Here is a 25,648-nt window from a genome sequence, read left to right on the forward strand (position 1 = left end):
TTCGGAATTGCCTTCTCCAACAAGCGTTGGTTGCACTTCTTCATGCTGTTCGTACCTGTCACAGGCTTGTGGATGAGTTCCATTGGCATCGTAGGTTTAGCATTAAACCTGCGCGCCTATGACTTCGTTTCTCAAGAATTGCGCGCGGCTGAAGATCCTGAGTTTGAAACGTTCTACACTAAGAATATTCTGATTAACGAAGGTATTCGTGCTTGGATGTCTCCGATCGACCAACCTCACGAAAACTTCATGTTCCCAGAAGAAGTTCTTCCTCGCGGTAACGCACTTTAAAAAAATCAGGATTTGGATTTCAGATTAATTTAAGTTTTTTAAATTCTAATTGGAAATCCAAATACCTGTGCCTCGGGCGATCGCGGTGAACCCGCGATCGCCCGAGGCACAAAAAAACCAAAATCCCAAAACTAACATCGTTGGAGGTTCTACCGCGTGGTAACGCTCTCTAATTCCTATGTAAGCGGTCGCGACCAAGAATCCTCTGGGTTCGCTTGGTGGTCTGGCAACGCTCGTTTAATCAATCTCTCCGGCAAACTGTTGGGCGCACACGTGGCTCACGCTGGTTTGATCGTGTTCTGGGCCGGAGCAATGACTTTGTTTGAAGTCGCTCACTTTATCCCAGAAAAGCCCATGTACGAACAGGGGTTAATTTTGATGCCCCACGTCGCTACTTTGGGTTGGGGCGTCGGCCCTGGCGGTGAAGTCATTGATATCTTCCCGTTCTTCGTAGTCGGCGTTCTTCACTTGATTTCATCTGCTGTTCTCGGTTTGGGCGGCATTTATCACGCCGTTCGCGGCCCGGAAGTTCTCGAAGAATATTCTTCATTCTTCGGCTACGACTGGAAAGACAAAAACCAGATGACCAACATCATCGGTTATCACCTGATTTTATTGGGTGGCGGCTGCTTGCTGCTGGTTGCTAAAGCCATGTTCTTCGGCGGTGTCTACGACACTTGGGCTCCGGGCGGCGGCGACGTGCGTATTATCACGAACCCCACTCTAAATCCTGCCGTGATTTTTGGCTATTTGACTCGTTCTCCTTGGGGTGGCGAAGGCTGGATTGTCAGCGTCAACAACATGGAAGACATCATCGGCGGTCACATCTGGCTCGGCTTGATTTGTATCGGTGGCGGTGTTTGGCACATTTTGACCAAGCCTTTCGGCTGGGCTCGCCGTGCCTTAATCTGGTCTGGTGAAGCTTACCTGTCCTACAGCTTGGGCGCTTTGTCCCTCATGGGTTTCATCGCCGCCTGCTTTGTCTGGTTCAACAACACTGCTTACCCTAGCGAATTTTACGGCCCGACGGGCCCGGAAGCTTCTCAAGCACAAGCTTTGACCTTCCTGATCCGCGACCAACGCTTGGGTGCTAACGTCGGCTCTGCACAAGGCCCTACCGGTCTGGGTAAGTATCTGATGCGCTCTCCTACTGGCGAAATCATTTTCGGCGGTGAAACGATGCGTTTCTGGGATTTCCAAGGCCCTTGGTTGGAACCCTTGCGCGGTACTAACGGTTTGGACTTGAACAAAATCAAAAACGATATTCAGCCTTGGCAAGCTCGCCGCGCTGCTGAATACATGACTCACGCTCCTTTGGGTTCTTTGAACTCTGTGGGCGGCGTGGCAACTGAAGTTAACTCGTTTAACTTCACGTCTCCTCGTTCTTGGTTGGCCTGTTTCCACTTCGTGGTGGGTTTCTTCTTCTTGGTCGGCCACTTGTGGCACGCGGGTCGCGCTCGCGCTGCTGTTGCTGGTTTTGAGAGAGGTATCGATCGCGAAAATGAAGCGGTACTTTCTATGCCTGACTTGGACTAATCGATCGAGCTTAGGCTGATTTGATGGTCTAGTCAAAAAAAAGCTCCTGCGGTTAAGCAGGAGCTTTTTTTGAGTAAATATAGCAGAAGGAAATTCGGCAACGAGCCATGTACGGGATGTAACGGATGGATGGATGGAACAAGAAAGAAGCAATAGACTGCATGGCTTTGGGCAATCAAGAACGTCCTAACTCTCAGGACGCTACATCGCATAAAAATTGGTGTTACGGTCGATCGACCGTTTTATAAATAATTCTGCAAGTCTTGACACTTGACATTTTTCATGCTTTAGGGTAAAGAGCTTGCAAGGCCGGGTCTACAAAGTTTATATTTAATTAAGGTACAAAAGTTTTAATCGCACAAAATTGAAAAAAGTCATCAGAAGTTGCTGTTTGAAGGCAGCTCGGTAGCGGTACAAAACAAATCGACGATTGTTCTCAGGATATTCATATTTTTGATTAAATAACTGTGCTTGACAATTTTTTAAACACGCACAAAACTTTTGAGCCGCTTACTCTTATTGCTGGGAAAGCAAAAAATTAATAATGAACTCATTAAAAATCGAAAATGTCCAGGTAAGTTACGATCGAGCAAATTTACTCGATCGCATTGCCAACCGCATTCGCCACTCTCTAGAACTGCCAGAAATTCTCGATGCCACAACAGGAGAAGTTCAATCCTTCTTGGGAACAGACAGAGTTAAAATCTACAAATTTCATAGCGACGGCAGCGGTGAAGTGATTGCCGAATCAATTAACGGCAACCGCTTGCCATCTTTATTGGGACTGCATTTTCCAGCAGACGATATTCCCCCTGAAGCCCGCCAACTGTTCGCGCAACTAAAAGTGCGATCGATCGCCGATATCGATTCCGGGCTGCTCGGCCAAAGTCCCCGCCGCGACGCGGTTTCGGGCCAACTGCTGCCCGACGAAGTGCGGTACAGACCGATCGACCCCTGCCACGCCGAATACTTGAGCGCACTCGGCGTCAAGGCTTCCTTGGCAGTACCAATTTTTCACGGCGCAGAATTCTGGGGGTTGTTGGTATCTCACCACTCCGAATCCCGGAGTGTCGCAGAAGACGAACTGCAAGGCGTTCAGATGGTGGCAGATCAGCTCGGCGTAGCCATAGCCCAATCAACCCTCCTCGCCCTCGCCCAAGCCAAAGCTCAGCGGGAAGCTGCCGTCAACCGCGTCACCGCAGCCCTGCACTCCCACCCCGCGATGGAACTGCAAGCAGCTTTGGCAGAATGTGTAGCTGCACTAGCCGGAGCCGGCGGCAGGCTGTGCATTTTCGACAGCAAAATCACCAGTTTAGATCCCGACTCGAACAATTCCACTCCCACACTCAAAGTCTACACTTGTGGCTCCGGGCCGAGGATGCAAATTTCGGCAAAATACCAGCAGGTAGAGCAATACAGCGTCTGGCACGAATATTTTAAATCCGGCGAGCAACAGGTTTGGGAAATTCCCGACTTGTACAAAATTAGCACTTTGAGAAGCCTGCAACCTGCATTTCGATCGACCAAAATTCGTAGCATTTTAATCGTACCGCTCAGAAATAGTCAGCAAATATTCGGTTACTTGAGCATTTTTCGAGAAGAATTTGACACCGAAACTCTCTGGGCCGGACAGTTGGATGCCGACGGGCGGCTCGCCCAATCTCGGATATCTTTTGAAATGTGGAAAGAGTCAAAAACCGCCCAAGTTCGCAAATGGAATCCTGAAGAACTTGAATTAGTAAAAACTTTTGGCAGAAGTTTTTCTCAGGCGATTAACCACTCACAGCTTCACCAACAAATAGATGAACTTAATGTTAATTTAGAAAATCAAGTTCAAGAGCGCACGGATCAACTGCACCAGTTGACCCAACAGCAGCGAGTGCTGTTTGAAGTAGTGGCAAAAATGCGGGAATCCCTAGACTTGAACAGGATTTTTAACACGATGTCCCAGGAAGTGCGACGGGCTTTAAATGCCGATCGCGTTGGGGTGTACCGCTTCGATCCTGCATCAGAATTTAAGGATGGTGAATTTGTTGCCGAAGATGTTTTGCCAGATTTTCTGTCAGCAATGGCAGTCAGAGTACACGATCATTGCTTTGGAGAAAAATACGCCCTGCTCTACTCTCGGGGGCGAGTTCACGCACTACCCGACATCACACAGGTCGGACTCCCAGATTGTTTTCGGCAAATATTAGATCAATTTCAGGTGAAAGCTACTTTAGTTGCACCGGTAATGAAAGGCAACGACCTTTGGGGGTTGCTGTGCGTACACCAGTGTTCGGCTCCCCGCAACTGGGAATCTTCGGAAATTCAGTTTGTTACCCAAATTTCCGCTCAGCTCAGCATCGCCCTAGAACAAGCAGATTTGCTCGCTCAAACTCAGCAGCAAGCAGTTGATTTGCAGCGGGCAGCCGAGCAGGAGCGGATACTATTTGAGGTGGTTACTAAGATTCGACAATCCCTCGATTTAGATAAAATTTTTTGCACGACAACGACAGAACTGCGGCGGATTTTAACTGCAGATAGAGTTGGAATTTATCGCTTCGACCCTGATTTAAATTTCAATGAAGGCGAATTTATTGCCGAAGCTGTTTTGCCAGCTTTTGATTCAGCAATCAATGTGAAAGTTTACGATCGTTTCTTTAGCGAAAAGTATGCAGAAAAATACAGTCAGGGACAAATTCAAGTGCTGCCACACATCGAAACTGCGGGACTCTCAGACTGCCACACTGCTCTTTTAGCTCAATTTCAAATTAAGGCGCAAATAATTATGCCAATGATGAATGGCAGCGCACTTTGGGGTTTGCTGTGCGTGCACCAATGCGACAGCCCGCGCAATTGGAATACTTCGGAAATCCAATTTGTGACGCAAGTTGGAGCTCAGTTGAGCGTTGCATTAGAACAAGCAGATTTGCTCGCTCAAACGCGGCAGCAAACGATCGACCTCCAGAGGACATCTGAGCAACAGCGGATACTGTTTGAAGTTGTGACAAAGATTCGAGAATCTCTCGATATGAACCTGATTTTTCAGACGGCAACCCAAGAACTTTGTCAGTTTATGCAAGTCGATAGAATGGCTGTCTATCACTTTAATCCTGATTGGGGCGGCGAATATGTTGCTGAGTTTGTCAAGGATGGCTGGAAAAAATTGGTAGGGGAAGATATCAATACAGTTTGGGAAGATACTTATTTGCAGCAACACCGAGGCGGCAGGTATCGCAATAATCAAACTCTAGCCGTTGACGATATCTATCAAGCTTGTCACTCGGAATGTGTCGTCGGTATTTTAGAGCAATTTCAGGTGAAGGCTTATGCGATCGCCCCAATTTTTTTGGGACAGGAACTTTGGGGCTTGCTGGCAGCTTATCAACATTCTGGGCCGCGCTACTGGGAAAGTTCAGAAGTTAAATTTTTAGCTCAAGTTGCCAATCAGTTAGGTGTAGCTATCCAACAAGCCGATTTGCTGGATCAAACGAGACTACAATCCGCACAAATTGCTCAAAATTTAAAGGATTTACAGCAAACTCAAGCTCAATTGATTCAGACTGAAAAAATGTCGGGTTTGGGGCAACTGGTGGCAGGCATTGCTCACGAAATTAACAATCCCGTTAATTTTATTTACGGAAATCTCAATCACGCCAGTGATTATACTGAAAATTTGCTGACTTTGCTGGAACTTTACCAGCAGCAATATCCAGATTCTAGTTCTGAAATTGCTGAATTGACCGAAGAAATTGACTTGGAATTTCTGCTGGAAGATTTGCCTAAATTGCTATTGTCGATGAAGGTGGGAGCAGATCGCATCCGTCAAATTGTTCTGTCTTTGAGAAATTTCTCTCGGCTGGACGAAAGTCAAATGAAGGCGGTTGATATTCACGAAGGCATTGACAGCACGCTGTTAATTTTGCAGCACAGGTTGAAGTCTAATCCCGACAGTGCACATATTGTGCTAGTTAAAGAGTACGGCATTTTGCCTCTGGTTGAGTGTTATGCGGGACAGTTAAATCAGGTGTTTATGAATGTCATCGGAAATGCGATCGATGCTTTGGAGTCGGAAAAGTTGCTTTCTGGTAAATCTGTGACTCCTCAAATTAAAATCTCTAGTGCTGTGGGTCAACTTAATGGCAATGTTCCTAGTGCGGTGATTCTGATTTCTGACAACGGCCCGGGAATTTCGGAATCTATGATACAACGCATATTTGACCCTTTTTTCACCACTAAGTCGGTGGGAAAAGGTACTGGATTGGGACTGTCAATTAGTTACCAAATTGTGGTAGAGAAACACGGCGGTGTTTTTAAGTGTAGTTCTCAATTGGGCAAAGGTACTGAGTTTGTAATCGAGATTCCGATTAGTCAATAGTCAATAGTCAATAGTTGTTAGTTGTTATTGGTTAGTTGTTATTGGTTAGTTGTTATTGGTTAGTTGTTATTGGTTAGTTGTTATTGGTTAGTTGTTATTGGTAATTAGAACGAACAACTAATAATTAACAAATAACCACTGACCACTAAAAACAGTCAACAGTCAACAGTCAACAGTCAACAGTCAACAGTCAACAGTCAACAGTCAACAGTCAGCAGTCAACAGTCAACAGTCAACAGTCATTAGTCATCAGTCATCAGTCATTAGTCATTAGTCATCAGTCATTAGTGTTGTCCTCCCCGAGTTATTGTAGGGTGCGTCAGGGGGCTGAATGTTTTCGTCGCCTACTCAAGGATTCGGGCCCCCTGACGCACCCTACGGTTAGCTAACAGTCCCCTGGCCGCATTATGCAATACGAGGTTGAAGATGTGGGGGATGCGGAAGCATTTGAGGAAGAGTGTGCGGCGTTACCAGATTTTTCAGCAATGTTTGAATCACTTTGAAGAGTTGGTGATATAATAAAAAACCTTCAGCTTAAAGCCGAAGGTTGTCATCAGGGTGCATCTACTTGTTCTATATTCATTGGGGATTGAGTTGGATCAGGAAGAAGTGAGGGTATTGTGGCAAAGATTGCTTAACGAGTAATATCAATAGGTTTAGCGATCGCTGTTTTCTACAGCATTACTTCACCGATAGACTTGCGACGCTTGGTGTAGATGGGCTTGTGCGACTGCCCGTGTCTCTCCCTATGATTTGATGCTATCGCAAAGAAGCACGTAGACTTTCAAGTTCATCATCTTGTAAACACCTAAGAAAAGAGCGATACCTGCGCGCATTTGGATGTGGAAGAAAAGCAAAAAATCTTTCATAGTCCCCGATTTTAATGGACTCGGATATCGAAGCTGTTGAGGAAATATTGAATTGACTTTGGATCGCTTGGCGCGCAGGAGCTCCTAGAACCACAATGACTTTTGCTCTTGATAGTTCTAAAGTCCTCAATAAATAGGCTTTTACGCATTGATCCTGAGCTTGTTCTACGCCAATTTCAGAATGAGATTTGCAATGTACTATTTCGGTGAGAGCATAATCAATTCCTGGATTAACATCCCGTTGCAATAATTCAATCGCACGTTTACGGACTGCTGCCCAAAACTTAACAGCACGACTATATGTCCCATCCTTCATCAAGGATTGTTTACCATTGATAATCCAATCCTTTTGCCCTCCTCCAAAACGATAATTAAAGTAATTGTTTATATCGTTATCTGACCAACACCAAGTGGGGTAGACTTCATCAGAACCAATTGATGGATTTGAACTCAAAAAAAGAATAGGCGCTTCCTCGATCTGCCCACTCCAAGGTTCAGGTATTTGAAACTTGTCTAAATCGAGGGATTTTTGAGAATTAACTATGTCACGGCAGGGATTTTCTGTAGAAGGATCTTCTAGACATTTCCGTGCATGAGGGCAGTGAGTAATTTCATATAACAAACTTTTCTCAGACATTATTAAGGAGGTCTCAACTGAGACAGTCTTTCTTATAGTTTAACAGGGAATCTGGCTGTCTAACGGTTGAGACGAGCCGCAGCAGAAACTTCTGATTCTCAAAGATAACCTCTCGGTGGCTCCATCGATTTGTTGTCTTGCTTAACAAGCACATACCGCTCACTCCCCAATCATCGTCTTTGTGGCGGCTATTTCTTTTGGGCAGTTATTGTAGGGTGCGTCAGGGGGCTGAATATTTTCGTCGCCTACTCAAGGATTCGGGCCCCCTGACTACGATTAGCTTTGTTGATGTAGAGTCTCGGTTTTAACCGCCGAGTCAAGCCCAGTTCGATCGCCCGCGCCTGAACATGGTAAATTCAGTCATACAGGCTGTTTTCAAAATAGCAAACTGAGCGCTTGCAATCGATCGACCCATACGCCATGCCAGATTCCGAATTCTCAGACGATTTAAAATGGACGCCCCAAGCCAAGGCTAAGCTGAAAAATATTCCCTATTTTGTCCGGGGACAAGCCCGCGTCCGCATCGAGCAATTGGCCCGCACCGCCGAAACCGATGTAGTCACAGTTGACTTAGTTGAGCAAGCTCGCATCGAGTTTGGGCAATAAGGGATCGAAATGTACCCTAAAGCTTTAGACTATATATTGCGTTGTAAGGACAAGGATTTAAAAAAGTAGTGCGTAAAATTGTTATAGCTGGCAACTGGAAAATGTACAAAACTAGGGCAGAATCCCTAGAGTTTCTTCAAGGATTCATGTCCTGCTTGACGGAAACCCCAGAGGAACGGGAAGTCGTGCTTTGCGTTCCTTTTACAGATTTGAGCGCCCTCTCGAAAAACCTTCACGGTAGCCGCATCAGACTCGGTGCTCAGAATGTTCACTGGGAAGAGTCGGGAGCTTTTACTGGCGAAATTTCCGGGCTAATGTTGGCAGAAATTGGGGTTCGCTACGTCATCGTCGGCCACAGCGAGCGCCGTCAATATTTTGGGGAAACTGACAAAACGGTGAATTTGCGGCTGAAAGCTGCTCAGAAATACGGCTTAATTCCAATTCTCTGCGTGGGAGAGACGAAGCAGCAGCGGGATTTAGGGGAAACAGAAGCTCATATTTTCTCTCAGTTGGCTGAGGATTTGGTTGGTGTTGACCAAAATAACTTAGTAATAGCTTACGAACCGATTTGGGCGATCGGCACTGGCGATACTTGCGAAACCAAGGAAGCTAACCGAGTTATTGGTTTGATTCGCTCTAAATTGACTAATCCTGACGTGCCGATTCAGTACGGCGGCTCTGTTAAAGGTGAGAATATTGATGAAGTTATGGCGATGCCTGAGATTGACGGAGTTTTGGTAGGCGGTGCGAGTTTGGAAGCTGCGAGCTTTGCTCGAATTGTCAATTATAAATAATTAGTATGTGCTAATTGGTAATTGCTAATTGGTGGTTGTACGAGGCGTTTTGATGTTGAGAAATGACAATCTTTGCGAGTTACCCCAAAATCTTCCAGTACCCAGTTGATGATGGGGCAACTAACCACCTTTTGGGCTACCAGCTTCTTTCAATTCCCTTGATGTCAACGGCTGGACTTATTTGAGGACGATCAATAATACGACGTTCGAGCGATCGCCTATAATTGTCATGTGCCTTTGAGTATTTCTCCGATCGAGAGAATTGTTCCATGAATGCGATCGTGCAAGCCAAACCCGCTTTAGAGGAGTTCCTCAAACTTCCTGAAACTGAACCAGCCTCAGAATTTATTGACGGAGAAATCCTTCAAAAACCCATGCCTCAAGGCGAACATAGCATACTTCGAGGCGCACTCTGCGAGACTATCGATCGAGTAGCGCAAACTCGCAAAATTGCTAAGGCTTTTCCCGAATTGCGCTGCACTTTTGGCGGTATGGCGATCGTACCAGATATAGCAGTATTCCGATGGGAAAGAATTCCTTTTTTGCCTTCGGGTAGAATTGCCAACATCTTTGAAATTAATCCAGATTGGTCGATCGAAATTTTATCCCCAAACCAAAGCCAAACAAAAGTTCTTGGTAAATTGCTGCACTCTTCGCGACAGGGTACTGAGTTGGGTTGGTTGCTAGCTCCAGAGGAAGAAAGTATTTTAGCTGTATTTCCCGGACAAAAAGTAGAATTGTACCGAGGTACAGATCGGTTGCCAATTATTAATGGAATTGAGTTAGAATTGACCGTTGATAATGTTTTTAGCTGGTTGAGTTTTGGTTGAAGAATCTTGGACATATCAGACTTTATAAAAACCTCATTTTAAAAAATGGTTCGTAGTGCGGAATGCGAGTCCGCTTTCAGGCTGCGGAATGCGAGTCCGCACTACCAAACGTTTTTGTTATGCTAATCTACCGGACAGGATATCCAACCTAAAATCTCGAATCTAACATCTCACTCGCCATGACACCTAACTCAGCCCAAATTATTATTAGAAATAAAGCTTTCGAGTGGGGAAAACGCACTTATTTAATGGGTGTTTTGAATATTACCCCTGACAGTTTTAGCGATGGTGGCGATTTCTATACCATAGAATCTGCTTTAGCGCAAGCTGAAAATATGGTAAAATCTGGCGTAGATATTATTGATATTGGCGGTCAATCTACGCGGCCCGGTGCAGCAGAAATATCCTCTTCAGAGGAACTCGATCGCGTGATACCTCTCGTACAAATACTGCGACAAAAAACCGATGTTTTTGGGTCAGTTCCGATTTCGGTAGATACTACCAGAGCGCTGGTTGCTCGGGCTGCTGTTGAGGCCGGAGCTGATATTGTCAACGATATTTCGGGAGCAACTTTTGACTCCCAAATGCTGTCAACCGTTGCTCAGTTGAAAGTGCCGATAATTTTGATGCACATTCGGGGAACTCCCCAGACGATGCAAAAACTAACTGACTATCGGGATTTAATTGGGGAAATTGGGGGATTTTTAGAGAGCCGAATTGCGGCAGCAGTTGCTGCGGGAATTGACAAATCTCAGATAATTATCGATCCCGGTATTGGGTTTGCTAAGACTTACAGTCAAAGCTTGGAAATTCTGCAACAGTTGCCAAAATTTAGTTTTTTGGACTGTCCCATTTTAGTGGGAGTATCTCGCAAAAGCTTCATCGGTCAGATTTTGCAGCAGCCGGAAGCTAAACAAAGAATTTGGGGGACAGCGGCGGCTTGTACAGGTGCGATCGCAAATTTGGCAGATATCTTGCGAGTTCACGATGTCAGAGAAATGCACGATGTTTGTCTGGTGGCCGACGCTATCTTCAGAAATCAATCTTGAGCGGTTGATTGGTCGATTAGTTTGAGTTCTCCCCCGTTAGCGTGCGGCTCGATATCCGGCATAGAACCCATCAATTCGTTGAGAGCTTCTGTCATGTTTCTCGGATCCATAAACAAAATTTTGGCGTTGTCGCTTTCGCCTAATTTTTGTTGAGCGTCTAAGTATTTTTCGGTTACTAAGTAATTCAAAACTTGCTTGCTATTGGGATGGGAGTCTAAAGCTTCAACTAAAAGTCTCATATACTCTTTAGTGCCGATCGCCTTATTGACCATTGCTTGCCATTCGCTCTTGGTAGCCCGCTCCAATTCCATAGCTTCTTGCACCCTTTTTGGAGGTGTAATGCTTTGAATTTCTACGCGAATTACTTTAACGCCCCAAGTTTCGGTAGCTTCGTCCAACTTCTTGAGTAACTTTTTATTCATGTCATCTCGGGAACCCAAGATGTCTTGCATGGGTAATCGACCAATTTCGGCGCGAAACGTCGTTAAAACTAAGTTGGCGATCGCATTTTCAATTTGATCGATTCCATAATAAGCTTTCTGCAAATTTACAACCCGCCAATACACAACGGCATCGACTTCAAGGGCCACATTATCTCCCGTGATTGCTGACTGAGGTTTAATATCTAAAACTCGTTCGCGGGTTGTGTCCACGCAGACTACTTTTTCGACCAAAGGACTGATAAAGTGGAATCCGGGCTGGAGGGTTCGCTTGTATTGACCCAAACGTTCGACTAAAGCTTGATCTCCGCCGCTGATTATTTTGACGCTTGAGTTAAGAGTGTAGCCGAGGATGAGCGTAACGAGCATGGTGAGAATAGACGGCCCCATTTCTACTTTCCTGCTAAGGTTGACTGAGAATCGATCGGAAATATAATCTAATTTAACTCAAAATCAGCCGCACAGTGCTAAAATATCACGACTGTTAATAAGTTCTAACAGTTACTCGTATTGCCTCCGACTTAATGTGCCGGACTTAACGTACCCGATTTGACCGCAGGATATCAAAAACACATTTCCACCAAAATGAAAAACGATCGAGAGTTTCGCTTGTTCAAACCTTTAAAGTGGATCGCCCCAAGCATTTTGGCGGGTGCAGGAATCTGCCACATTGCAGTAGCCCAACCGGTACAAGCTGAACCAATCGCCCTGCAACTCTCGCAAAACTTGCAGTCGCAGAACTCGCAGCCACCGCGCCGGGGGCCTGCCGTGCGCGAAGTTATATCCTACGAAATGAAGGGAGACGAACTCAGGATTTGCAAGCAGGAAGGCAATTCCGAGAAAAAGTGCCAAGTTGTAGGTAAAGGCTACACGGTGGGTTTGAGAACAGCCAACGACCTCTACGGTCAAGGAAATCTGGTCAATGCCGAAGTTTTGTACCGACAAATAATCGCTCGCTATCCGAAACAAGCTGATACTTATTATAAGCTGGGAAATCTGCTTTCCGGGCAAGGTAAAATGAGCGATGCGATCGTCCAATTCCAAAAAGCAGTTGAAGTCAACCCGCAGCACGCCAAAGCTTACAACGATTTAGGCGTGGCGATGGCAAGTCAAGGGCAGTTGCCAGAGGCAATTTTGCAGTGGAGACAAGCAGTTAAAATTAACGATCGATATCCCGATGCTTTAAACAATTTAGGAGTCGGTTTGTACCAGCAAGGAGACAAGGAAAAGCAAGCCGAAGCAGTAGCCAGTCTCAAAAAAGCTAAGGAGTTATTTATCAAGCAGGGCAGAACTCAAGCCGCTACTAAAGTCGATCGAATTTTGGAAGAAATGAATTCGCAGTCGAGCGGTTCCTAAAACCGTACCTTGTCCGATCTACCTGGAATTAACCCGGTTCGACAGTTTTGAATGTAAGTTTTGTGACTCTGAAAACTTGGATTCAAAACTGTCGCACCAATCTTAATTATGCTCGTCGGCGGATTGAATGTGCGATCGATCTTGAGGTTTCTCCGACTTAAGTAACTACACAAAATTAATTACATAAAAACTCCTTGCTAGGTAAGGCTTTCACGTGAAATATTGTGTAATTAATTTTGCAGGACTACTTATTCAGCCCGCCCTAACTACTAACGACTAACTACTAACTACTAACTACTAACTAATGACTAATGACTAATGACTAATGACTACTGACTAATGACTTCTTAAAGCATTTCCCTCAAAACTTGTAAAATTACATCTCCGTCCACCCGATCGCTCACAGCAGCCTCGCCCAAACGCACCGGCAGCACAAACCGCACCTTACCATCCTGCACCTTCTTATCCAGTTGCAAAGTATTCAAAATCTCCTCAACATCCACACCAGCAGGCAACTTGGCAGGTAAACCAGCTTTTTCAATCAAAGCAGACTGGCGGCGATCGCACTCAGCGTCCCACATACCCAACTCCACAGCCAACCGGCTAGACGCAGCCATACCAATTGCCACACCTTCCCCGTGATTGATGACCTTGTAATTCGTCAAACTTTCCACAGCATGACCGATCGTGTGACCGTAATTCAAAATCGCCCGCAAACCAGATTCCTTCTCGTCCTTGCTTACCACATCAGCCTTAGCTTGACAAGACCTGCTCAAAATTTCCGCCAACAAATCCGCCTTCACATAGCGCATTTGATCCAAACGCTTGCAATTCTCCAACTTCGCGAAAAGTTCCGCATCCCAAATCACCCCGTACTTAATCACTTCCGCCATCGCCGAACGAAACTCCCGCGCCGGCAGAGTTTTGAGCACATCCGGGTCAATCAAAACCAAACGCGGCTGGTGAAAAGCCCCGATTAAATTCTTCCCCAAAGGATGATTTACCCCCGTTTTCCCGCCAATAGAAGCATCAACCATCGCCAGCAGCGAAGTCGGAACCTGCACCACATTAATTCCCCGCAGCCAAGTAGCCGCCGCAAAACCCGTCATATCCCCAACTACCCCGCCGCCCAAAGCCACCATTGTCGAAGAACGTTCCAAGCGATTGGCCAAAGCCGCACCGTAAATCTTCTGGATCGAATTTAAAGTTTTGTACTGTTCTCCCGGTGGTAAGATGCAGCTACTAACTTCCAGACCTGCAGATTCGAGGGCCGCTGTTGCTCTTTCGCCGTAATGCCGAAAAATCGACTGATTCGAGACCAGCAGCACTTTTTTACCCAAATTTATCTCGCCCATCCGACTGCCGAGTTCGTCTAAACCGCCCGATCGCACGCAAACATTGTAAGATTGCGGCCCCAAGTCAACTTTTATCACTGAGTGCATATTTATTGATTTTAGATATTAGATTATAGATTATAGTTCTTAGTGTATGTCTTCTTATTGATTGTTTGGGAGAAATTGCAATGAGTCTTACCGGAGCAATAGCTTATTTTGGGATTTTCGGCGGCATGGTCGGCTTGGCCACAGTGCTCATGTTTGGTCTGCGGGCTGTCAAACTCATCTAATTTACTAACTTCGATGTAAAAACCAGAACATTAAATTTCTGGTAAAATGTGCGCTCGGCCGAAGTATTCGTGCAAAAAATCTTGAACTTTTCCTCTAGATTTAGCCCGCCAATACTTCGGCCGATCGCGCAATTCGACAAGAGGCTTAATATATAACCTTTCTCAAAAAGATTATAGATGCTTCGGCTTCGCTGTACAACTTTTAAATTTTTCTGCTTCGCGAACAAAGTCAAAGAATCTATAACTCGTACTCAGCGAAACCTAAACATCTATAATTTCAACTCCTCACCTTTTTGAAAAAGGCTATATTACGGCATACCAACCCTCACATTTTGATTGGAATCAAAATTGTAAACTCCGTTAATTTTCCGGGACTTGAGGAACAATTTAGCTGACCGTGATGTTTTTCGCAAATAATGTGATAGCTAATAGATAGTCCCATCCCTGTACCTTTACCGATTTCCTTTGTAGTGAAAAATGGATTGAATATTTGCCCTTGAATCGATTTTGGTATGCCACATCCATTATCGGCGATCGCAATTTGAATAAATCCATCCACTACAGATGTCCGAATAGTAATCTTACCTACCTTTGTTTCAACTTGATTAGTATTTTCTCCATCGCTTTTTTCATCAATTGCATCAATAGCGTTAGCGATAATATTCATAAATGCTTGGTTCAATTGTCCCGCACAACACTCAACTTTTGGCAGCGCTTCATACTTTTTGACGATTGAGATTTGCGGGCGAGTAGAAGTAGCATTCAAGCGATGACTTAAAATTAACAGACTGCTATCAATTCCTTCGTGAATATCGACTTTTTTAAACTCAGCTTGATCTAAACGAGAAAAGTTACGTAACGATAATACAATATTTTTGATTCGGGTAGTGCCGACATTCATAGACTGTAATATTTTGGTAATATCTTTTTTCACAAAATCAAAATCCACCGCCTCTAGTTCAGTTTTAATTTCAGTAGGAGGGTGTGGTAAGTATTTATGATAAAGCTGTATCAGATGCAGTATTACTTGAGTATATTCCTCGATATGTCTAAGGTTGCCGTGAATAAAACCAATGGGATTGTTAATTTCGTGGGCTATACCTGCCACTATTTGTCCTAGACTGGACATTTTCTCGCTGTGAATCAGCTTTGCTTGGGTTTTTTTTAGCTCAATTAAGGTAGTCTCTGTTGCGATTTGAGCGCGACGGTAAACCTCTTGAGTAACTCGTGTTGCTAATAATTGCTGGAACGTGTAATGATAGATATTAACATTAAGCAGAACAAATAGTGAACCCAGGCAAAATACTAAGCCAATCAAAATAGGAAGGAATTGCCACTGTTGATTAATAAGTAAGAATAAAGCTAGACAATATCCCAGTAGAAAAAACACCATCAAAAACCGCAGTATCTTCCAAGCTAGGTAGCCACTGTGTTCTTGTAGTAAATCTAAGATTTTTTGAGTTTTGATGATTGACAAGAGCATAAATCCTGCTCCCAACGCAATCAATAACAATGAAATTAAAAAGAAAAGATCGACGCTCATAAATTAAAATATTCCTGACAAAAAGCCTATACTCATTTTTAACACCAAAAATACTGGTTTGTTTGGTAATGAATAATCGATATATATCGCGATTACACTTTACTTTTTTTGATAATTGCTATAGATACAATTGATATTTATCTGCCACATAGTTGTTAAGGAGACCGGAGCTACGTTAATGAGAAAACATCTGCGAAGCTTGGTTAAACTAGCAAAATTAGCGAACCGATTAGTTCTATGTGTGACATGGGCGATCGAAGCATCGCAAGCAGACTGGAAAAAAAATTGAGTAGATCTCGATATTGTATATGACTTACGCATCAATACCTAAAAAACCGGATTTTTGTCGTTGAAGTAGCCTTGAATGAAAGTAGGGAGCATCTCATTTCTATCGCAAAGCATTTTTTTTCGAGTGCTATCTCGCACAAGACAGCTATCGAAGACTCGATCGCAACACAGCACTACAAATGCAAAACTACAGATGATCCCCAAGAGTATTTGGGAAAAACACAAAGGTGATGACACCCGTGAGTAAGTTGTATTATATTTTAGACTCGATTTGTCCTCAATCGCTTTCAAATAATTATTAAATCCATCTGCGTCCATCTGTGTTGGTCGGCTTGAAATTTGCGGTTAACGCATCAATCAAATATTTATCCAACTCAAGTTTTGTGTTTAATTGATTTACTGATTGAGAATATCCAACAAAACAGAAAATCCCTAAACCCGAATTTTTCAATAAGTGGGAGATCCAAATCGTCGATCGAACGCTGTCGCTTTAATCTAAAATAACTTCTACTCCCCCCAATCCAAAATCTCAAATCCCAAATCTAAAATAGATATGTCTCATTCCACCGATATAGTCACCCTCGCCCGCTGGATGGCGGCCGACTTCAGCAATCAAGCCCAAGCCTTTGAAAATCCGCCTTTTTTCGCGCACATCCGCGTCTGTATGAGACCATTACCCGTGGAGATATTGGACGGAGTAAGTCTTTATCTAGAACAAGCCTACGACATCGAGATCAACTCTCCGTACCGAGTGCGAGTGTTAAAATTAGTCCCGGCGGGCGATCGCATCGACATCGAAAATTATGCGATCGAAAATGAAGCACAATTCTACGGCGCATCCCGCGAACCCCAACGGCTGCAAGAAATCAAAACAGCACAACTCAAACTGCTCCCTGGCTGCACCTTTATCACGCACTGGACGGGCAGCAGCTTCAAGGGCGTTGTCGAACCCGGAAAAGGGTGCGCTGTGGTCAGAAACGGCAAAAACACCTATCTAGACAGCGAATTCGAGATCGATGGAGACAAATTTATCAGCCACGATCGCGGGCGCGACCCAGAAACCGACGCCCACGTCTGGGGAGCCCTGGCTGGCCCCTTTGAATTCACCAGGCGCGCCAGTTTCGCCGACGAAATTCAGGTTTAATGCCGAAAAACAAAGTATGTTTTGGGCGATCGCGCTCGATTAAAGGTTCACAATGCACCATTACCTGGTACATTAACCCAGTATTGGCAAGCAAGATTCACCGTTGATTTGTCAGGAACCTCAGCCCTGACGGCGTGAGGCTTGGAAGAGAAATCTCAAAAGCCGTCTTGACGGGCCTAAGTCTTAACTGACTGCGTTTTTTGAGTCACGACACCGGAGAATGCGTAGCTAGTTTTCCGCTCTGTCATTTGCAGTTAAACAGTTTCCAGGTAACAGAAACAGTGCTGCAAGTCTAAAAAGCTCTTAAAACCTTGACCGACAAGCTAACTTTACCCCAGAAATGGGAGTTTGAGGCAACCATACCTCATCGGAGGGGCAACCATACCCCTCCACCCCGCGAGGGGATTTAAATTGATGTAAAGCCGTCCTAGAAGGACGGGGTTTCTACCCATTATTTTAATGAAAGTCCTGGTTATTGGTGGCGATGGCTATTGCGGTTGGGCAACCGCACTCTACCTTTCTCAAAAAGGTCACGAAGTTGGCATCCTCGACAGCTTCGTGCGGCGGCACTGGGATCTGGAACTGTGCAGCGACACCCTCACTCCTATCGCGCCGATTCAGCAACGACTGCAGCGATGGCAAGATTTAACGGGTAAGTCGATCGACTTGTTCGTCGGTGACATCACCAACTACGATTTTCTCAGCAAAAGCATGAGAAAATTTGCACCAGAGGCGATCGTCCATTTTGGCGAACAGCGTTCGGCACCTTTCTCGATGATCGATCGCGAACACGCAGTCCTCACCCAAGTCAATAACGTCGTCGGGACACTCAACCTGCTGTACGCCATGCGCGAAGACTTCCCCGACTGTCACCTAGTGAAACTGGGGACAATGGGCGAATACGGCACCCCGAATATTGACATTGAAGAAGGCTACATTACGATCGAACACAACGGCCGCAAAGATACACTACCCTATCCCAAACAACCGGGCAGTTTCTACCACCTGTCAAAAGTCCACGACTCCCACAACATCCATTTTGCTTGCAAAATCTGGGGTTTAAGAGCCACCGACTTAAATCAGGGCGTAGTCTACGGCGTGCTCACAGAAGAAACCGGCATGGACGAACTGTTAATCAACCGTTTGGACTACGACGGAGTATTCGGTACGGCATTGAACAGATTTTGCATCCAAGCTGCGATCGGTCATCCCCTGACAGTTTACGGCACCGGCGGACAAACCCGCACCTTCCTAGACATTCGGGATACAGTGCGCTGCGTGGAATTAGCAATCGCCAACCCCGCCTCCGCCGGAGAATTCCGCGTTTTCAACCAATTCACCGAACAATTCAGCGTCGGCGACTTAGCCTTGTTGGTGCAAAAAGCAGGCACGGCAATGGGATTAAAAGTAGAAATCAACAACCTCGCAAATCCCAGAGTCGAGAAAGAAGAACATTATTTCAATGCCAAAAACACCAGCTTGCTAGAACTAGGTTTGCAGCCGCACTATCTCTCAGATTCGTTGCTCGATTCTCTGCTGAATTTTGCTACAAAATATCAGCACCGCGTCGATAAAAACCAGATTTTGCCGAAGGTTTCTTGGCACAGGTAATTTTGGGTTTCTAGTTGCGGGAGAGAGTTTTTTTAACGAACCGCGAAGGCGCAAAGGGCGCAAAGGAAGAGAAAAGAAGGGAAGAGAAGGGTTTACAAGTTCTGAATGGATTTCCCTCTATCTTTGGCTCTGTTGCTCTGTGTCCTCTGTGTCCTCTGCGGTTAATTTAAAAATTATATCTCGTAATTACTGGTGATGAAGCTGCTAACAGAATCCTATTTAAATCAAGGGAGTAAATGGCCGAAAACAGGTCGTCACATTCTGGCGCAATTTGATGATAATACTGTTGTAGTTTACCAAGCTTACCGTCCGGCGATCGGTCTTTTTGCTGCAAAACACGGTTATTTTGGCGGTGAATTCAGTCTGAACCGCATGAGTTGGATTAAGCCGAACTTTTTATGGATGATGTATCGATCGGGATGGGGAACAAAACCCGGACAAGAAGTAATTCTGGCTGTTTGGCTGAAGCGTTCCGCCTTTGATGAAATTTTAGCATCTGCCGTTGGTTCTAAGTTCGTTTCAGAAGTGTACGGAAGCGAAAAAGAATGGCAACAAGCTGTTAAAAGTTCTGCTGTACGGCTGCAATGGGATCCGGATCATCATCCAAGTGGAGCAAAACTAGAACGGCGGGCAATTCAACTGGGTTTGCGCGGCAGTGTTTTAGCTAATTACTCGCGAGATTGGATTGTGAATATTGAGGATATTTCCGAATTCGTGCAGCAACAGCATCACTACAATACAAAAGCCGATCGCTCGGAATTACTTACTCCCCGCGAGACAGTGTATCCTGTTACCGACCCCGATGTTTGCCACAGGCTAGGATTATCGGTTCTCTAATTGACTTATTTTTATGAAAATTGCTCTGTTCACTGAAACATTTTGGCCGAAAATAGACGGCATTGTCACGCGCCTGATTCACACTGTAGATCATTTGCAGCGATCGGGCGAACAAGTTCTGATTTTTTCTCCAGATTACGGGATAAAAGAGTACAAAGGCGCTCGGGTTTACGGTGTGGAGGGTTTGCCTTTGCCGATGTACCCGGAGTTGAAAATGGCACTTCCTTCTCCGGCTGTCGGTCGCGAATTAGAGCAGTTTAAACCGGATATTATTCATGTTGTCAATCCCGCTATTTTGGGGTTGGGCGGCATATATTACGGCAAAAAGTTTAATATTCCGATTTTGGCTTCTTACCACACGCATTTACCTAAATATTTGCACCACTACGGTTTTGGAATGCTCGAACCTTTGCTGTGGGAATTGCTTAAAGGTGCTCACAATCAAGCCCAATTAAATCTGTGCACTTCTACAGCAATGGTGGAGGAACTCAGAAATCACGGGATCGATCGGGTAGACTTGTGGCAGCGGGGCGTTGATACTGAAATGTTTGTCCCGGAATTGGCAAGTCCAGAAATGCGATCGCGCTTGTCAGAAAATCACCCAGACAGCCCCTTACTACTCTACGTCGGCCGCCTCGGTGCCGAAAAAGAAATCGAGTCGATCAAACCAGTCCTCGCCGCGATTCCCGATGCCCGCCTCGCCCTCGTGGGAGACGGGCCGCACCGACAAACCCTCGAACAATATTTTGCTGACACCCCCACTAATTTTGTCGGCTACCTCAAGGGGCAAGAACTAGCTTCTGCTTACGCATCTGCCGATGCCTTCATTTTTCCCTCCCGCACCGAAACCCTAGGCTTGGTGCTCCTAGAAGCTATGGCTGCAGGAACGCCCGTAGTGGCGGCGCGCAGCGGCGGAATTCCCGATATCGTCACCGATGGGGTTAACGGCTATTTATTTGACCCGGATGATGAAGCAGGAGCTCTGGCTGCTACAAAGCGCCTGTTTGCCAATCCCGAAGAACGGGAAACCCTGCGCCAAAACGCTCGCTGTGAAGCTGAACGCTGGGGTTGGGGCGCTGCTACCGCACAACTGCGGCGCTACTATCAATCGGTGGTATTTGCCCAGTCGATGCCCTCTGCTGCGTGAATTTTGCAGTCAAAGCTGGCGATGCTAAAAACCTGGTTTCTCGATCGAGCCGATTCGCGCGTGGGTATGCAAGTCCGCACTGCGAACCTGATTTATTGCGATTAATCCACCGGACGCGATCGAAGTCCTCTGTTAGAAGCTGTTGTGCTTTTTGCTACCGACAGCCCGACCGATCGCCCGATCGTCCGTTGGCGCGCGAAAACCCGCTTTCTCCAAGACCGATCGAATCGAAATTTTTGGCGGCTTTAATTGCTGTAGCTATCGTGTTGTTGCGTTTACCATTAAACTATGAGTAGCATTTGGAATGCTTCGCCCGTGACAAAATACCGCCATTCAGCAGACCGGATACGGTAGCCGAAGGCGCTAAAGCAGTCAGATTGCGTAGCAGCCCCCTTACATAGCGTCAAATCTACATTGCCCGCGCTCGATCGCACCAGCCTCCAAGTTAATTTTGAAGCTGGCAGTGTTCCTCACTCAAGTTCAGCTTTAATTCACGAACCCAAATTGGTATCGATATTGTAAAAAAAACGATCCAGCATATCTAAAAAGCCAACTGAAGTTGCGGCCAAAAAATAAACTCGCGATTCCTCAAAGCTACAAGCAAGTACAGGCTTTTGGAGCAAACAACTTAAATAGTTTGCACCGCCGCAGAATTTAGCACCGATCGACCAGCAGGTCTGTCTACCCCTCTGAGCAAGCAGTTAATCATGACATTCTCCAATGCTGGTAGCGTTCTGGCTACACTGACTCAAGTCAATTTTATGGGGGCATTAACCTCCCGTGTTAAGAGCCTGCCAGTTCCTGAATTAGTGTGCTTGCTGGACTTTATCACGGCAGAATTTCAGCAATTTATCCGGGCGATGGACCTGATTAACAATGACGCACTCGAAACTCTCTTAGAGCAACTGTTAGATGCCTTCACTGTCAAAATTGGTCAAATTCTGCAAGCAGACCGGACAACAATTTTTTTGGTTGACTCCAGCAAAAATCAACTTTGGCACAAAAGAGCCCACGCGCTCACGGGCGAAGATGTAGAAGTTCGCTTGCCTATGGATGCAGGCATTTTAGGCTACGTAGCAACTACCGGAAAATCGATCAATGTCACGGAAGCTCGATCGCACGAGCATTTTAATTCCGAAGTAGACGAACCGCCGGGGTATCAAATCGAGACCATCCTCTGTATGCCGATTTTTAGCAGCAAGAGCCAAAACGAACCCGTAGCGGTGGTCAGACTGTTAAATAAAGCTGGCAATGTCCCCTTTACCGAGGAAGACGAACAGCAGTTTCAGACTTTTGCAGATTCGATCGGGATTATTCTCGAAAGCTGTCAATCTTTCTACGTTGTCGCCCGCAATCAGCGAGGAGTGGCCGCGCTTTTGAGAGCCACCACAACTTTAGGTCAAAGTCTTGACTTGGAAACAACTTTGCGCGCAGTCATGGATCAAGCTCGCGACTTGATGCAGGCCGATCGCAGCACGCTATTTTTATTAAATCGGGAAACCAACGAACTCTGGACAAAAGTCGCCAAAGCCGACGGTAAAACCATCGTCGAAATTCGCATTCCTGCCAATAAAGGAATTGCCGGTTACGTGGCTTCGACCGGTCAACCCCTAAACATTACAGATGCTTACGACGATCCCCGCTTTGACCCATCTACAGACCAGCAAACCGGATACCGCACTCGGACTGTCTTGTGTATGCCTGTGCATAACGCTAAAGGTGAGCTGATCGGGGTAACTCAGCTAATTAATAAAAATCAAGGCACTTTCACCGCTTCCGACGAAGAGTTTTTGCGAGCGTTTAATTCCCAAGCCGGAATGGCGCTGCAAAATTCTCAACTGTTTCAGAACGTGATGGTGGAAAAGCAGTATCAAAAAGATATGCTGCAAAGTCTGTCAGATGCAGTGATTTCTACCGATTTGCAGGGGCGGATCGTCACAATTAACGAAGCAGCGCTAGAATTGTTGGGCTGTCCCCCAAATCAAGCCAAAGGCAAACACCATCCCCAGATTTGGGAAGAAAAACTGATCGATCGTTATGTTTGGGAAGTTTTGCCGATCGATAATTTGCAATTTAGACTCGAAGATAGTCTCAACCATGCAGCCCGACATTACGTTCCCGAACAAAGTTTAACCGTGGGACTGTTGGTGGAAAAAACATTTTGTTCTGCAGCATCCGCAGAAGAAACAGCAGAAGACAGCTATATTTTGGCCGTGCCCGATCGCACAGATCCGAATTTATATTACGCTTGGGGCGAAAACACGGCCTGGACCGAAGAAGTAGCTCTAGCAGAATTAGCTAACTCCCAATCTCTATTTTCGCTGCCGAATTCTGCCCGGAATCACCCTTATTGTCCCTTACCCATCAAGAAATCTCAAATTAAACTAATTGAACGCAGTTTGAATTTGACAGTTAACCCGCTGATCAATCCAGAAGGCGGCGTGCGCGGCGGTTTAGTGGTACTCGAAGACATCAGCCGCGAAAAGCGGATGAAAAATACGATGTACCGCTATCTGACTCCCGGAGTTGTAGATAAAGTGATGGCCCTGGGCGAAGGAGCCCTGATGGTGGGCGAACGCAAAGACGTTACTATTTTATTTTCCGACATTCGCGGCTACACAACGCTGACTGAAAATTTGGGAGCGTCGGATGTGGTATCCCTGCTAAACGAATATTTTGAGACGATGGTGGAGGCAGTTTTCCACTACGAAGGTACTTTAGACAAGTTTATCGGCGATGCTTTAATGGCCGTGTTCGGCGCGCCGCTGCCGCTGAATCCTCCCGAAAGTCACGGTTGGATGGCGGTTCAGTCGGCTTTAGATATGCGGAGGCGTTTGAAAGAGTTTAATGATTCTCGCCCCACGGAAGTTCCGTTTCGTTTCGGAATAGGGATTAGTTCGGGAGAAGTCGTTTCCGGCAATATTGGTTCGGAAAAACGGATGGATTACACGGTAATCGGCGATGCAGTAAACTTGAGTTCGCGCTTGGAACAGCTTACAAAAGAGTACGGCTGCGATATTATTTTGAGTGAATTTACCTACAATTTGTGCCGCGAAGGAATTTGGGTGCGAGAGTTGGATAAGGTGCGAGTTAAGGGCAAAAATCAGCCTGTGGGAATTTACGAGCTGCTGCAAAATAGTACCGATCCCCTTGACTGCGAAACCGAAAGGTTTTTGGAACTTTACAGTAACGGTCGGTATGCTTATATTGCTAGAAATTTTCAGAAAGCTATTAGTTATTTTGAAGCGGCTTTAGCGATGCGACCGGGCGATCGACCTGTGGAAGTTCATCTACAGCGATCCCTCAGTTATTTGGAAGTAGCCCCGCCCGACGATTGGGACGGCGTTCATACTATGACAACAAAATAGTCTACTGTATCATATCCGAGTGTTAAAATCTAAAAAGATTAGAATAATTTTTGATATCTTCCTTATGACAGAGTTGATAAGTATAAAGATATGAAAAAATGGATATCATGCCACATTAAAAAAGTTAGTATTTATTTCAAGGCCAACCATTAAATGAACTATTTATCTGTTCCTAATGCCACAAAAGCCGATCGCATTCTGGTGGTAGATGACGCACCAGATAATGTTTTATTGGTGCAGACAATCCTTGAAGAAGAAGGTTACGAAATTAGCACGGCTGATAACGGCTTTTCTGCCTTGAGCCAAATTGACAAGTCCGCCCCGGATTTGGTATTGCTAGATGTAATGATGCCGGGAATGGACGGTTACGAAGTCACCAAGCGCATTCGACAAAACAAGGAATTGCCCTTTATCCCAATTTTACTGATTACGGCTCACGACAGCGCCAGCGTAGTCCAAGGATTGGATATGGGAGCAGACGATTTTATCCGCAAACCGGTGGAAATGGACGAACTGCTAGCTCGGGTGCGATCGCTCCTGCGGCTAAAACACAGCGTAGACGAACGAAATTCGATCGCCCTCCAGCGCGAAGATTTTGTCTCCAGACTCGCCCACGACTTGCGGACGCCCCTGGTAGCTGCCGATCGAATGCTAACTTTAATGCAGCAGGGAGCTTTGGGAGAAATCTCCCCTCAGATGAGCGACGCTTTCGGGACAATGGTTCGCAGCAACAAAAACCTGATCGCGCTGGTAAATATGCTTCTGGAAGTCTACCGTTACGAAGCAGGCCGCAAATCCCTCAGTTTCGCTCCCGTGGACTTGCGCCAGTTGATTACCGAAGTAGCTGAAGAACTCGCTCCCCTAGCCGATGTCAAAAATTTGTCGGTTAATTTAGACTTGAGCGAAAGCGCAGAAAGTGCTCCGATTGCGAAGTATCCGGGCGATCGTTTGGAGCTGCACCGCTTGCTGACAAACTTAATCGGAAATGCAATCAAATTCACCGACAGCGGCTCCATAGATGTCAGCTTAACAGCGGCAAATTCCCCCGCTTATACGAGCTTCAAAAATCAACCGCTGGCCTGGGTCATTATTCAAATCCAAGATACCGGCCCTGGCATTTCTGCCGCAGAACAAACCAAGTTATTTGAAAGGTTTAGTTCGGGAACTCACAAGACATCGGGCACGGGTTTGGGACTGCATCTCTGCCGCCAAATAGTCGAAGCTCACCGTGGCACGATTCATGTAGAATCAGAGTTGGGTAAAGGCTGCTTGTTTACTATTCGTTTGCCTTGTTAAAGTGGTCTAGTTGAGTATTGTA

Annotated in this window: 20 protein-coding genes and 1 pseudogene; 17 read left to right on the forward strand and 4 right to left on the reverse strand. The window is 45.7% G+C overall.

The genetic code is table 11. The features are described 5' to 3' along the window. The 4 genes and pseudogenes from QUA97_RS19085 to QUA97_RS19100 form a co-directional block, all read left to right on the forward strand. Positions 1 to 291: pseudogene (locus tag QUA97_RS19085) on the forward strand (photosystem II D2 protein (photosystem q(a) protein)); the annotation flags it as partial. Positions 292 to 447: 156 nt separating this feature from the next. Next, positions 448 to 1,827, forward strand: coding sequence for a photosystem II reaction center protein CP43 (gene psbC / locus QUA97_RS19090; RefSeq protein WP_194068142.1), 1,380 nt, complete (start codon positions 448 to 450; stop codon positions 1,825 to 1,827). A 125-nt stretch (positions 1,828 to 1,952) separates the two neighbouring features. Next, the gene (locus QUA97_RS19095; RefSeq protein WP_255515887.1) at positions 1,953 to 2,075 is read left to right on the forward strand and encodes a hypothetical protein; all 123 of its coding nucleotides are present in this window, start codon (positions 1,953 to 1,955) and stop codon (positions 2,073 to 2,075) included. 296 nt (positions 2,076 to 2,371) lie between these two features. Continuing rightward, on the forward strand, positions 2,372 to 6,187 hold the full coding sequence (locus tag QUA97_RS19100) for a GAF domain-containing protein (RefSeq protein ID WP_333195578.1): 3,816 nt from the start codon (positions 2,372 to 2,374) through the stop codon (positions 6,185 to 6,187). Positions 6,188 to 6,946: 759 nt separating this feature from the next. On the opposite strand, the gene QUA97_RS19105 is transcribed toward QUA97_RS19100, so the two are convergent. Beyond that, the gene (locus tag QUA97_RS19105; protein WP_333195579.1) at positions 6,947 to 7,693 is read right to left on the reverse strand and encodes a uracil-DNA glycosylase family protein; all 747 of its coding nucleotides are present in this window, start codon (positions 7,691 to 7,693) and stop codon (positions 6,947 to 6,949) included. A gap of 420 nt (positions 7,694 to 8,113) precedes the next feature. Between QUA97_RS19105 and QUA97_RS19110 the strand changes: the two genes are divergently transcribed. From QUA97_RS19110 to folP, 4 genes are all read left to right on the forward strand, one after another. After that, positions 8,114 to 8,299 (forward strand): PCP reductase family protein, encoded by a 186-nt coding sequence (locus QUA97_RS19110; protein WP_194010183.1) that lies wholly within the window; start codon positions 8,114 to 8,116, stop codon positions 8,297 to 8,299. Positions 8,300 to 8,367: 68 nt separating this feature from the next. Beyond that, positions 8,368 to 9,093 (forward strand): triose-phosphate isomerase, encoded by a 726-nt coding sequence (tpiA, locus tag QUA97_RS19115; protein ID WP_194010184.1) that lies wholly within the window; start codon positions 8,368 to 8,370, stop codon positions 9,091 to 9,093. A gap of 269 nt (positions 9,094 to 9,362) precedes the next feature. Then, a complete protein-coding gene (locus QUA97_RS19120; RefSeq protein ID WP_194068169.1) occupies positions 9,363 to 9,923 on the forward strand; it encodes a Uma2 family endonuclease in 561 nt (186 codons plus the stop codon). Between the two features lie 179 nt (positions 9,924 to 10,102). After that, a complete protein-coding gene (gene folP / locus QUA97_RS19125) occupies positions 10,103 to 10,972 on the forward strand; it encodes a dihydropteroate synthase (protein WP_194068147.1) in 870 nt (289 codons plus the stop codon). Here folP and QUA97_RS19130 read toward each other — a convergent pair. After that, entirely contained in the window at positions 10,963 to 11,802 is an 840-nt protein-coding gene (locus tag QUA97_RS19130; protein WP_194068148.1) for an SPFH domain-containing protein, read from the reverse strand. The two genes, folP and QUA97_RS19130, sit on opposite strands and share 10 nt — an antisense overlap. A gap of 195 nt (positions 11,803 to 11,997) precedes the next feature. On the opposite strand from QUA97_RS19130, the gene QUA97_RS19135 reads away from it, so the two are divergent. Beyond that, positions 11,998 to 12,768, forward strand: a complete 771-nt coding sequence (locus tag QUA97_RS19135; protein ID WP_194068149.1) for a tetratricopeptide repeat protein — start codon at positions 11,998 to 12,000, stop codon at positions 12,766 to 12,768. A gap of 347 nt (positions 12,769 to 13,115) precedes the next feature. On the opposite strand, the gene aroB is transcribed toward QUA97_RS19135, so the two are convergent. Beyond that, complete coding sequence (gene aroB / locus QUA97_RS19140; RefSeq protein WP_194010187.1) at positions 13,116 to 14,210, reverse strand: 3-dehydroquinate synthase; 1,095 nt, start codon at positions 14,208 to 14,210, stop codon at positions 13,116 to 13,118. An 80-nt stretch (positions 14,211 to 14,290) separates the two neighbouring features. Here aroB and petL point away from each other — a divergent pair, with 80 nt between their 5' ends. Beyond that, entirely contained in the window at positions 14,291 to 14,392 is a 102-nt protein-coding gene (petL, locus tag QUA97_RS19145) for a cytochrome b6-f complex subunit PetL (protein ID WP_194010188.1), read from the forward strand. Between the two features lie 325 nt (positions 14,393 to 14,717). On the opposite strand, the gene QUA97_RS19150 is transcribed toward petL, so the two are convergent. Next, entirely contained in the window at positions 14,718 to 15,935 is a 1,218-nt protein-coding gene (locus QUA97_RS19150) for a sensor histidine kinase (RefSeq protein ID WP_194068150.1), read from the reverse strand. 841 nt (positions 15,936 to 16,776) lie between these two features. On the opposite strand from QUA97_RS19150, the gene QUA97_RS19155 reads away from it, so the two are divergent. The 7 genes from QUA97_RS19155 (at position 16,777) to QUA97_RS19185 (ending at position 25,626) form a co-directional block, all read left to right on the forward strand. Beyond that, a complete protein-coding gene (locus QUA97_RS19155) occupies positions 16,777 to 17,367 on the forward strand; it encodes a chromophore lyase CpcT/CpeT (RefSeq protein WP_333195580.1) in 591 nt (196 codons plus the stop codon). 459 nt (positions 17,368 to 17,826) lie between these two features. After that, positions 17,827 to 18,978: an NAD-dependent epimerase/dehydratase family protein gene (locus tag QUA97_RS19160; RefSeq protein WP_194068152.1), complete on the forward strand. Its 1,152-nt coding sequence runs from the start codon at positions 17,827 to 17,829 to the stop codon at positions 18,976 to 18,978. A 195-nt stretch (positions 18,979 to 19,173) separates the two neighbouring features. Beyond that, complete coding sequence (locus QUA97_RS19165) at positions 19,174 to 19,815, forward strand: DUF4291 domain-containing protein (protein WP_194068153.1); 642 nt, start codon at positions 19,174 to 19,176, stop codon at positions 19,813 to 19,815. A gap of 13 nt (positions 19,816 to 19,828) precedes the next feature. After that, positions 19,829 to 20,962: a glycosyltransferase gene (locus QUA97_RS19170; protein WP_333195581.1), complete on the forward strand. Its 1,134-nt coding sequence runs from the start codon at positions 19,829 to 19,831 to the stop codon at positions 20,960 to 20,962. Continuing rightward, entirely contained in the window at positions 20,959 to 21,258 is a 300-nt protein-coding gene (locus tag QUA97_RS19175; protein WP_194068155.1) for a hypothetical protein, read from the forward strand. The genes QUA97_RS19170 and QUA97_RS19175 overlap by 4 nt, the downstream gene beginning before the upstream one ends. 411 nt (positions 21,259 to 21,669) lie before the next feature. Continuing rightward, positions 21,670 to 24,330 (forward strand): GAF domain-containing protein, encoded by a 2,661-nt coding sequence (locus QUA97_RS19180; RefSeq protein ID WP_333195582.1) that lies wholly within the window; start codon positions 21,670 to 21,672, stop codon positions 24,328 to 24,330. Between the two features lie 153 nt (positions 24,331 to 24,483). Further along, positions 24,484 to 25,626 (forward strand): hybrid sensor histidine kinase/response regulator, encoded by a 1,143-nt coding sequence (locus QUA97_RS19185; RefSeq protein ID WP_194068157.1) that lies wholly within the window; start codon positions 24,484 to 24,486, stop codon positions 25,624 to 25,626. The last annotated feature ends 22 nt before the right edge of the window (positions 25,627 to 25,648 follow it).

It is taken from the genome of Microcoleus sp. CZ3-B2, assembly GCF_036705055.1.
GTDB lineage: Bacteria > Cyanobacteriota > Cyanobacteriia > Cyanobacteriales > Microcoleaceae > Microcoleus.

Coding starts and splice junctions, on each gene's coding strand:
- QUA97_RS19095 (WP_255515887.1), top strand. CDS start 1,953: ATGGATGGATGGAACAAGAAAGAAGCAATAGACTGCATGGCTTTGGGC.
- QUA97_RS19100 (WP_333195578.1), top strand. CDS start 2,372: ATGAACTCATTAAAAATCGAAAATGTCCAGGTAAGTTACGATCGAGCA.
- QUA97_RS19105 (WP_333195579.1), bottom strand. CDS start 7,693: ATGTCTGAGAAAAGTTTGTTATATGAAATTACTCACTGCCCTCATGCA.
- QUA97_RS19110 (WP_194010183.1), top strand. CDS start 8,114: ATGCCAGATTCCGAATTCTCAGACGATTTAAAATGGACGCCCCAAGCC.
- QUA97_RS19120 (WP_194068169.1), top strand. CDS start 9,363: ATGAATGCGATCGTGCAAGCCAAACCCGCTTTAGAGGAGTTCCTCAAA.
- folP (WP_194068147.1), top strand. CDS start 10,103: ATGACACCTAACTCAGCCCAAATTATTATTAGAAATAAAGCTTTCGAG.
- QUA97_RS19130 (WP_194068148.1), bottom strand. CDS start 11,802: ATGGGGCCGTCTATTCTCACCATGCTCGTTACGCTCATCCTCGGCTAC.
- QUA97_RS19135 (WP_194068149.1), top strand. CDS start 11,998: ATGAAAAACGATCGAGAGTTTCGCTTGTTCAAACCTTTAAAGTGGATC.
- aroB (WP_194010187.1), bottom strand. CDS start 14,210: ATGCACTCAGTGATAAAAGTTGACTTGGGGCCGCAATCTTACAATGTT.
- petL (WP_194010188.1), top strand. CDS start 14,291: ATGAGTCTTACCGGAGCAATAGCTTATTTTGGGATTTTCGGCGGCATG.
- QUA97_RS19150 (WP_194068150.1), bottom strand. CDS start 15,935: ATGAGCGTCGATCTTTTCTTTTTAATTTCATTGTTATTGATTGCGTTG.
- QUA97_RS19155 (WP_333195580.1), top strand. CDS start 16,777: ATGTCTCATTCCACCGATATAGTCACCCTCGCCCGCTGGATGGCGGCC.
- QUA97_RS19160 (WP_194068152.1), top strand. CDS start 17,827: ATGAAAGTCCTGGTTATTGGTGGCGATGGCTATTGCGGTTGGGCAACC.
- QUA97_RS19165 (WP_194068153.1), top strand. CDS start 19,174: ATGAAGCTGCTAACAGAATCCTATTTAAATCAAGGGAGTAAATGGCCG.
- QUA97_RS19170 (WP_333195581.1), top strand. CDS start 19,829: ATGAAAATTGCTCTGTTCACTGAAACATTTTGGCCGAAAATAGACGGC.
- QUA97_RS19180 (WP_333195582.1), top strand. CDS start 21,670: ATGACATTCTCCAATGCTGGTAGCGTTCTGGCTACACTGACTCAAGTC.
- QUA97_RS19185 (WP_194068157.1), top strand. CDS start 24,484: ATGAACTATTTATCTGTTCCTAATGCCACAAAAGCCGATCGCATTCTG.